Source organism: Metallibacterium sp., assembly GCF_054637675.1.
Map to the genome: position 1 here is coordinate 1 of NZ_JBTSRB010000081.1, position 7378 is coordinate 7378.

The window sequence follows — 7378 nt, forward strand, 5'->3', positions numbered from 1 at the left end:
CCCGTATTGGCGGTAATTCCATAGAACCAGGTGCTGAAGCTGCCACCCCCCATGGTGACCGAGGCATCCGGCTTGGGTCCGGGTTGGCGCGGTTCAAAGGCGATGGTGCCACCCAGCGAGTTGTACGAATTCACCGCGGGATTGTTGATGCCACGGTAAACGTTCACACTGCTGATGTTGTTGAGCGTCAACGGAATGGCGTTGCGGTCGGAGGCCGCATTGGTGGTGCCAGCATTGAACACGCCGTTGATAGGCACGCCCGCGAAGGTTTCCGAAAACTGGCCGCTGTTGAACGCGCGGAAGGTGATGTTGGTGCGCACGCCATTCGGCGCGGGCGTACGTACGTTGATCGAGGGTGTGCGCTGCAGCAGGTTTTGCACGTCAAGCATCGGCGAGGCAAACCGGATCGCTGAGGGACCGATAATCGACACGCTGTAGGCCGATCTCATCGGAATTCGCGTAATCGTCAGCTCGCGGGCGATCACTTCGATCTTGGAGAGTTTCTCCACGGGCTTAGGCGTGCCGGACTTTGTGGAGGCGGGCTGGTCCGTGGCGCTGGATGACGCTGCCGTGGTCTGTGCCAGGGCGCCGAGCGGCAGTAGGGACATCAGGCCGGTACTGGCCAGTGCGAAGAACAGGGCGGAACGCTTGTATTGATGCATGGTCGATTCCTCGGGGCGGGGGCTAAATGGTTGCGATGGGTCGTTGGAAATGCTGCTGATCGCTATGCTTGATAATGCTGTGCCCATGGGGCGGATAAGCCATTCTCTGTAATGCGCCAGATAATGCAGGTCGGTATTCCGTGATTGCCGATCTTGCCCGTTGCGAATGATCGAACACGCGGCCGCGCCGGGACACCCGCGGCAGAACCGCTGCGACCCTGGGCGTTTGCATGCCGCTGCGGCCACATGCCCATGCGCCGTACTGTTTGCGGCTTGCACGTCAGGCATACGCAGCGCTGCGCGCTGTCGGCAGCGCCGGCAATACAGCCGCCGCAATCGGTGCGGCCGGTGGAAATGGGGCAGGCGGGCATGCGCTGACGATTCACAGGACACGCGCACCCTGACAGGACGGGATGACCGCGCAATGACAGCGCCTGGATATAAAATTTACGTTAATGTAATTTATTCGTATGGCCACCGCGACATGGAATTGCGTTTCCCACAATTACCATTTCCAACTCAATTGTGGATCGAGGGCGCAAACAAGATGTTGCGCCGCGCCATCCAGACCCGGTGGGGCAATGCCGCCGCCGCGCGTGGCCTGGATCGATCCTTCACGGATGCGGCGCCGCGACCTCGCGCGTGCGTGCGCCGTAGTACGTCGGCGACCGCCTCTCAGGCGGCCAAGCCGTAGCTGCGCAATAACGGCAGCGGATCGGGATCGCGTCCGCGAAACGCGCGGAAGCTCGCCAGCGCTGGGCGGCTGGCGCCCACGGCCAGGATCTCGCGGCGGAACGCGGCACCGGTGGCGGCGTTGAACACCCCCTCCTCCACGAAACGCGCGAAGGCATCGGCGGCCAGCACCTCGGCCCACAGGTAGCCGTAGTAACCGGCCGCGTAGCCGCCAGCGAAAATGTGCGTGAACGCCTGCGGAAAGCGCTGCCACGCCGGCGGCGTCAGCACCGCCACGCTGCGCCGTACCTCGGCCAGCAACTCCAGCGTGCGCGGGCCGCGGGCCACGTCGTACTCGGCGTGCAAGCGCAGGTCGTAGAGCGCGAATTCGAGCTGGCGCAACAAGTGCAGCCCGGCGTGGAAATGACGCGCATCCAGCATGCGCTGGTACAGCTCGGTGGGCAGCGGCTGGTGGGTTTGGCAATGACGCGCGATCAGATCCAGCGCCTCGCGCTGCCAGGCGAAGTTCTCCATGAATTGGCTGGGCAATTCCACCGCGTCCCACTCCACGCCGTCGATGCCGCCAACGCCGGGCAGATCCACCTCGGTCAGCAGGTGGTGCAGCACATGGCCCATTTCGTGGAACAGCGTCTGCACATCGTCGTGGGTCAACAGCGCTGGCGCGTCGCGCCCCGGCGGAGCGAAATTGCAGGTGAGAAACGCCACTGGCGGTTGCGTGTCCGGTGCGTCGCGGAAGCGCGAACGGCATACATCCATCCATGCGCCGCCGCGCTTGCCGCGCCGCGCGTACAGATCAAGGTAAATCCCTGCGCGCAAGCGACCGTCGGCATCGAAAACCTGCGCATAGCGCACGTCCGGGTGCCACACCGATGCCCCGCCGGATTCGCGCAGGCTGATGCCGAACACGCGCGCGAGTATCGCGAACAGGCCATCGAGCACCTGCGGCAACGGGAAGTAGGGTTTGAGTTGCTCCTCGTCCAATGCATGGCGCGCCGCGCGCAGCTTCTCGGCGGCCCAGGCCACGTCCCAGGATTCCAGATTGGGCAGCGCCAATTCCGCGGCGGCGTAGGCGCGCAGGGCTTCGCGCTCCTCCCGCCCGCGCGGACGCGCGCGCTGCACCAGATCGTCAAGGAACGCACGCACCGTGGCCACGTCCGGCGCCATCTTGTCGGCCAGCGACAGCTCGGCGGCATTGGCGAATCCGAGCAACTGCGCGGCCTCGTGGCGCAGTGCCAGAATCTGCGCGATGCGCGCGGAGTTGTCGTACTCGCCGGCTTGCGGACCCTGATCGGACGCGCGCGTATTCCACGCCCAGTAAACGCGCTCGCGCAACGCGCGGTTGTCGGCATGGGTCAGCACCGCCTGCACCGCGGGCTGGCGCAGGGTAATCAGGAATCCAGCCAGGCCGGCTTCGCGCGCGTAGCTGGCGAGGATGTCGCGCGCCGAGGGCGGCAGGCCGTCCAGATCGCGTTCATCGGTGACGTGCTCGTGCCAAGCCTCGCCAGCATCCAGCACGGCTTCCTCGAAGCTGGTGCCGAGCTGCGACAGCTCTTGTGCGATGGCGCGGAAACGCGTGCGCGCGGGTTCCTCCAGCGCCACGCCGGAGAGGCGGAAATCGCGCAGCGCGTGCTCGACCAGCGCGCGTTCGGCCGCGTCCAGTTGCGCGAAGTCGGCACGCTCGCGCACCGCGCGCACCGCCTCATGCAAGCCGCGATGCTGGCCCAGCCGCGCTTGTACCTTGGTCATGCGCTGCTCGGCCTCGGCGTAGGCCGCGCGCAATTCGGCGGTATCCGCCACCGCGTGCAGATGCGCCACCGGCGCCCAGGTGCGCGCCAGCGCTTGTTGCAAGCGCTCCTCGGCCAGCAGTACATGGGTGAAGTCGCGCGGCGTATCCGGCGCGACGATGGCCGCGATGCCGGCCTCCAGCGCATCCAGCCGCGCCTGTACCGCGGGCAGCACGTGCTCGGGGCGGATGGCGGCGAAATCGGGCAGTGCGGCATCGTCCAGCAACGGATTGTGCATGCGTGTTCTCCGAGAACCCCCGGCGTGGGGCTGCATGGCGCGTATTTCAAGCGTTGCGCCGCATCATGTCGGCTTGCCGGTGCGCGACTAGCATGCCGCCATGGACGCCGCGCTGCGCATGGTGCTGATCGAAACCCTCGAACGCACCGCGCTGTTCAGCGCCTTGGCGCCGGCTGCGCGCGCCGTGCTGCTGCCGTGTCTGGAGCCGTGCAGCATCGCCGGCGGCGACACTTTGTTCGCGCACCTGCTCACGGACCTCGAGTCCCGAGCCCCGAGCCCCGAGCCCCGAGCCCCGAGCCCCGGCATTGGACTCAACGCGCCAGCCAGCGCAGCATGCGTTCGGTCAGCTTTCCATAGGGCGGACGCAGCAAGGCGAGGCCGGACCAGCGTGACTGGCGGAATAGCGGCAACTGCTTGCTGAAGGTGAGAAATCCGGCGTGGCCGTGGATGTGACCCATGCCGGAAGCGCCGATGCCGCCAAAGGGCAGCCGCGTTTGCGCGAACTGCACCACCGTGTCGTTGAGCCCGACGCCGCCGGCGGGCACGGCTTCCAACACGCGCGCGGCGCGGTGCGCATCGTCATCGAATACGTACAGCGCCAGCGGGCGCGGCTGGCGATTCATCGTGGCGATCGCTTCTTCCAGCGTGTCGTATTCGAGCAGCGGCAGGATCGGGCCGAAGATTTCCTCCTGCAAAACGCGCATGTCCGTGCTGGCATCCAGCAGCAGGGTGGGCGCGAAAATGCGCCGCGCCACATCGTGCGCGTTCGCATCCGGCAGCGCGATCACCTCGGCACCCTTGGCGCGAGCGTCATCGGCCAGTGCATGCAGCCGCGCGTAGTGGCGGTCACTGACGATGCTGCTGAAATCCGGCGTGCTGCGCAGCGACGGATAATGGCGCCGCACGTAATCACGCGATGCCTGCACAAAGGCCGCGCGCGTGCCACGCGGCAGCAGCACGTAATCAGGCGCGACGCAGGTTTGCCCGGCGTTGAGCAGCTTGCCTTGTGCGATGCGCGCGGCGGCGGTATCCAGCGCGTAGCCCGGCGCGATGATGGCCGGCGACTTGCCGCCCAGCTCCAGCGTCACCGGCGTGAGATTGGCGGCCGCGGCCAACGCCACCTTGCGCCCAACCGCGGTGGAGCCGGTGAACACCAAGTGGTCAAAGGGCAGCTCCGCGAACGCCGCGCCAACTGCGGCATCGCCCTGCACCACGGTCACACGCTCGCGCGGAAACACGGCCGCGATCAGCTCGGCCAGCGCCGCGCTGGTGCGCGGGGTCAACTCGGAGGGCTTGAGCATCACATGATTGCCCGCGGCCAGTGCCTCGACCAGCGGCATCAACGCCAAACTCACCGGATAATTCCACGGCGCGATCACGCCGACCACGCCCAGCGGGCGCGCGCGGATTTCGATGCGCGCTGGAAAAAACGCGGCGTCGGCCCAGCGCCGCCGCGGCCGCATCCAGCGCTTCAGGTGCCGACGCGCGTGGTCGATGTCGTGCAGCACGGTCATCTGGTCGGACAACTGGCTTTCGTGGCGTGAGCGCTGTCCGAAGTCATCGCTCATCGCCTGCGCCAACCGCGCGAAGCGCGCCTGAAACGCCACACGCAAACGCGCCAAGTCATCCATGCGCTGTGCATAATCAGGCATGTTGCGCGCCCATGCCATGCGCTGCGCGTCGAGCAACGCGCGCAGCTCCGATTCGGAAACCCGGGTGTCCATGGATCACTCCGCCAATCGTGCACGATGCGCCAGAATACGACTTCGCGCATGGTGCGCGGCGGCCTTGCGGTGAAGATGTGATGACTTGCGTGCGTTCTTATGCTGATGCCGCGCCGCGCCTTGGCGCGCGCTGCTACATCGATCCGGCTGCGAGCGTGATCGGCGACGTGGAGTTGGGCGAGGATGTTTCATTCTGGCCCGCCGCGGTGGCGCGCGGCGACGTGAACTTCATCCGCATCGGCGCGCGCAGCAACATCCAGGATGGCGCGGTGCTGCACGTGACCCACGATGGCCCGTACACGCCCGGCGGCGCGCCGTTGATCGTGGGCTGCGATGTCACCGTCGGCCACGGCGCCATCCTGCATGCCTGCACAATCGATGATTTGTGCCTGATCGGCATGCACGCCACCGTGCTCGATGGCGCGGTGGTCGAACGCGGCGCCATGGTTGGCGCCGGTGCTCTGGTATCGCCCGGCAAGCGCGTCGGCGCGGGCGAGCTGTGGCTGGGCAGCCCCGCGCGCTTCGCGCGCAAACTCTCGGCCCGCGAACTCGAACAACTCGCCTACTCGGCGCAGCACTATGTGCGCCTCAAGGATCGCTACCTCGCCGTTGCAATGTGATGCGTGCACCGCGTTGAGTGATTTTGTGCCCGATCAATCAGCAGCGAACGTCAACACTCTTGCCGGCAAACTGCTGAACACGTGCAAAACCGAGATCCAAGCTTGATCCAGATCAAGATGCTCGCGTTGCGACTTGGCGTACTATGACCTTAGTGTTCAACGGGCAGCAATTGCCATCGATGGAGGTTGTCAATGTCGCAACATGAAAATGATGAATCGCGTCGCCATTTCCTGAAGATCGCCGCAGGCACCGCGGCGGCGGCGGTTGTATTCGCGGCAATGCCCAAACGCGCAGCCGCTTCAGGTTTGCCGCATCTCAGCCCGAGCGCTCCGCAAGCGCAGGCGCTGGGTTATGTCGACAATACGGCGCAGGCCGATCAGGCTAAATTTCCCAACCACAAGATCAACCAGTACTGCGGTGATTGCGCGTTCTATCAAGGCACCGCAACCGAGCAATGGGGGCCATGCCAGTTGTTTCCGGGCAATGATGTACACGTCAAAGGCTGGTGCTCAGCCCACAAAATGAAAAAGTAAATTACGGACACCATGTGTCTACCCCGCAATCACGAAAGCCGACTCACGTCGGCTTTCGCTTTATGCGGAGCCTGAACCTGTCCGTCCTTGTCGCAACAAGAGCGGGCTCTGAGCGGCTGCATCCGGACCCATGGCATAGAGATACGGGCCCGTCACGCTCTCGGGTCCGGGGTGTGTCCCCGGCGCCTCGCCGGGGTAGTGCTGTCGACGTCCCGATGTCATCACCGGGCCGGTGTCGATGCCGAAAATGCGGACGGGTTGTGAACTCTGCAGATGATATTCCTCGGCCAGAACATGGAGCAGTGCTTCCTGACCCGCCTTGGCCATGGCGAATCCGCCCCAATAGGCGCGACTCGTTGCGTGCAGCGAAAAGCCGACGACCGGATCGGCCGCCTTGCGTAGCAGGGGCATGCACCATTGCGTAAGGAAAAAGGGCGCGGCGAGGTTGATATTCATGACCTTGAGCCATGTCTTCGGTTCGCAGTGCTCGAAGGGGCTCAGCGCACCCATCCAGGATGCATTGTTGAGCAGGCCATCCAATGCGCCAAAGCGCTCCTCGACAAGCCGTACGACATCGCGCAGACCATCGATGGTCACGCCGGAAAAATCAACCGGACACAGAACCGGCTCCGCAAATCCGAGATTGCATATTTCATCATGCAGGTGATCCAGCGCCTTGCGGTTCCAGTCCAGAAGGATCAGCCGAGTCCCATGTCTGGCATAAGCGAGCGAGACGGCGCGACCGATGCCATCGGCTGCACCCGTGATCAGGATCACGCGTCCGGCAAGCAGATCAGCACGCGGTTCGTATTCGAGCAAGCCCTGATAATCGATTGTCAGCCTGGTGCGTCCGGTCATGGTCGTGATTCGTCAAAGTGAAAAACGGAATGGGAGGCTGGATCTTATCGAACCAGGAATCTGCGCCGAGGCCGCTCGAATCTGTGGCGCTGCCGGAGAATCCTGTATGCGTGCGCCACGCCAGCAGCAGCCGCAGCCGTCAAATCGCGCGTGAATAGCGCGTGCTGCGCGCGGCGTCGAGGTAGGCATCGAACAGCATCGCCACCTGGCGCGTGAGCAGGCGTCCGCGCGCGGTGATGCGCAGGTGCGCGCCCTGCCACTGCAC

At 65.0% G+C, this 7378-nt stretch carries 6 protein-coding genes; 2 read left to right on the top strand and 4 right to left on the bottom strand.

The features are described 5' to 3' along the window. From ACYDAT_RS15345 to ACYDAT_RS15355, 3 genes are all read right to left on the bottom strand, one after another. Nucleotides 1–749: TonB-dependent receptor (locus tag ACYDAT_RS15345; RefSeq protein ID WP_461451232.1), on the bottom strand; the 749-nt coding region annotated here is incomplete at its 3' end. 588 nt (nucleotides 750–1337) lie between these two features. After that, entirely contained in the window at nucleotides 1338–3377 is a 2040-nt protein-coding gene (locus ACYDAT_RS15350) for a M3 family metallopeptidase (protein WP_461451234.1), read from the bottom strand. A gap of 311 nt (nucleotides 3378–3688) precedes the next feature. Beyond that, the gene (locus ACYDAT_RS15355) at nucleotides 3689–5101 is read right to left on the bottom strand and encodes a coniferyl aldehyde dehydrogenase (protein ID WP_461451236.1); all 1413 of its coding nucleotides are present in this window, start codon (nucleotides 5099–5101) and stop codon (nucleotides 3689–3691) included. A gap of 80 nt (nucleotides 5102–5181) precedes the next feature. Here ACYDAT_RS15355 and ACYDAT_RS15360 point away from each other — a divergent pair, with 80 nt between their 5' ends. Then, the gene (locus ACYDAT_RS15360; RefSeq protein WP_461451238.1) at nucleotides 5182–5721 is read left to right on the top strand and encodes a gamma carbonic anhydrase family protein; all 540 of its coding nucleotides are present in this window, start codon (nucleotides 5182–5184) and stop codon (nucleotides 5719–5721) included. A gap of 192 nt (nucleotides 5722–5913) precedes the next feature. After that, on the top strand, nucleotides 5914–6255 hold the full coding sequence (locus tag ACYDAT_RS15365) for a high-potential iron-sulfur protein (RefSeq protein ID WP_461451240.1): 342 nt from the start codon (nucleotides 5914–5916) through the stop codon (nucleotides 6253–6255). A gap of 60 nt (nucleotides 6256–6315) precedes the next feature. Here the strand turns inward: ACYDAT_RS15365 and ACYDAT_RS15370 are convergent, their stop codons facing one another. After that, nucleotides 6316–7113: an SDR family NAD(P)-dependent oxidoreductase gene (locus ACYDAT_RS15370; protein ID WP_461440513.1), complete on the bottom strand. Its 798-nt coding sequence runs from the start codon at nucleotides 7111–7113 to the stop codon at nucleotides 6316–6318. Between the last annotated feature and the right edge of the window lie 265 nt (nucleotides 7114–7378).

What these genes read in the sequence shown, in the direction of transcription:
- ACYDAT_RS15350 (WP_461451234.1), bottom strand. Translation starts at nt 3,377, where the DNA reads ATGCACAATCCGTTGCTGGACGATGCCGCACTGCCCGATTTCGCCGCC.
- ACYDAT_RS15355 (WP_461451236.1), bottom strand. Translation starts at nt 5,101, where the DNA reads ATGGACACCCGGGTTTCCGAATCGGAGCTGCGCGCGTTGCTCGACGCG.
- ACYDAT_RS15360 (WP_461451238.1), top strand. Translation starts at nt 5,182, where the DNA reads ATGACTTGCGTGCGTTCTTATGCTGATGCCGCGCCGCGCCTTGGCGCG.
- ACYDAT_RS15365 (WP_461451240.1), top strand. Translation starts at nt 5,914, where the DNA reads ATGTCGCAACATGAAAATGATGAATCGCGTCGCCATTTCCTGAAGATC.
- ACYDAT_RS15370 (WP_461440513.1), bottom strand. Translation starts at nt 7,113, where the DNA reads ATGACCGGACGCACCAGGCTGACAATCGATTATCAGGGCTTGCTCGAA.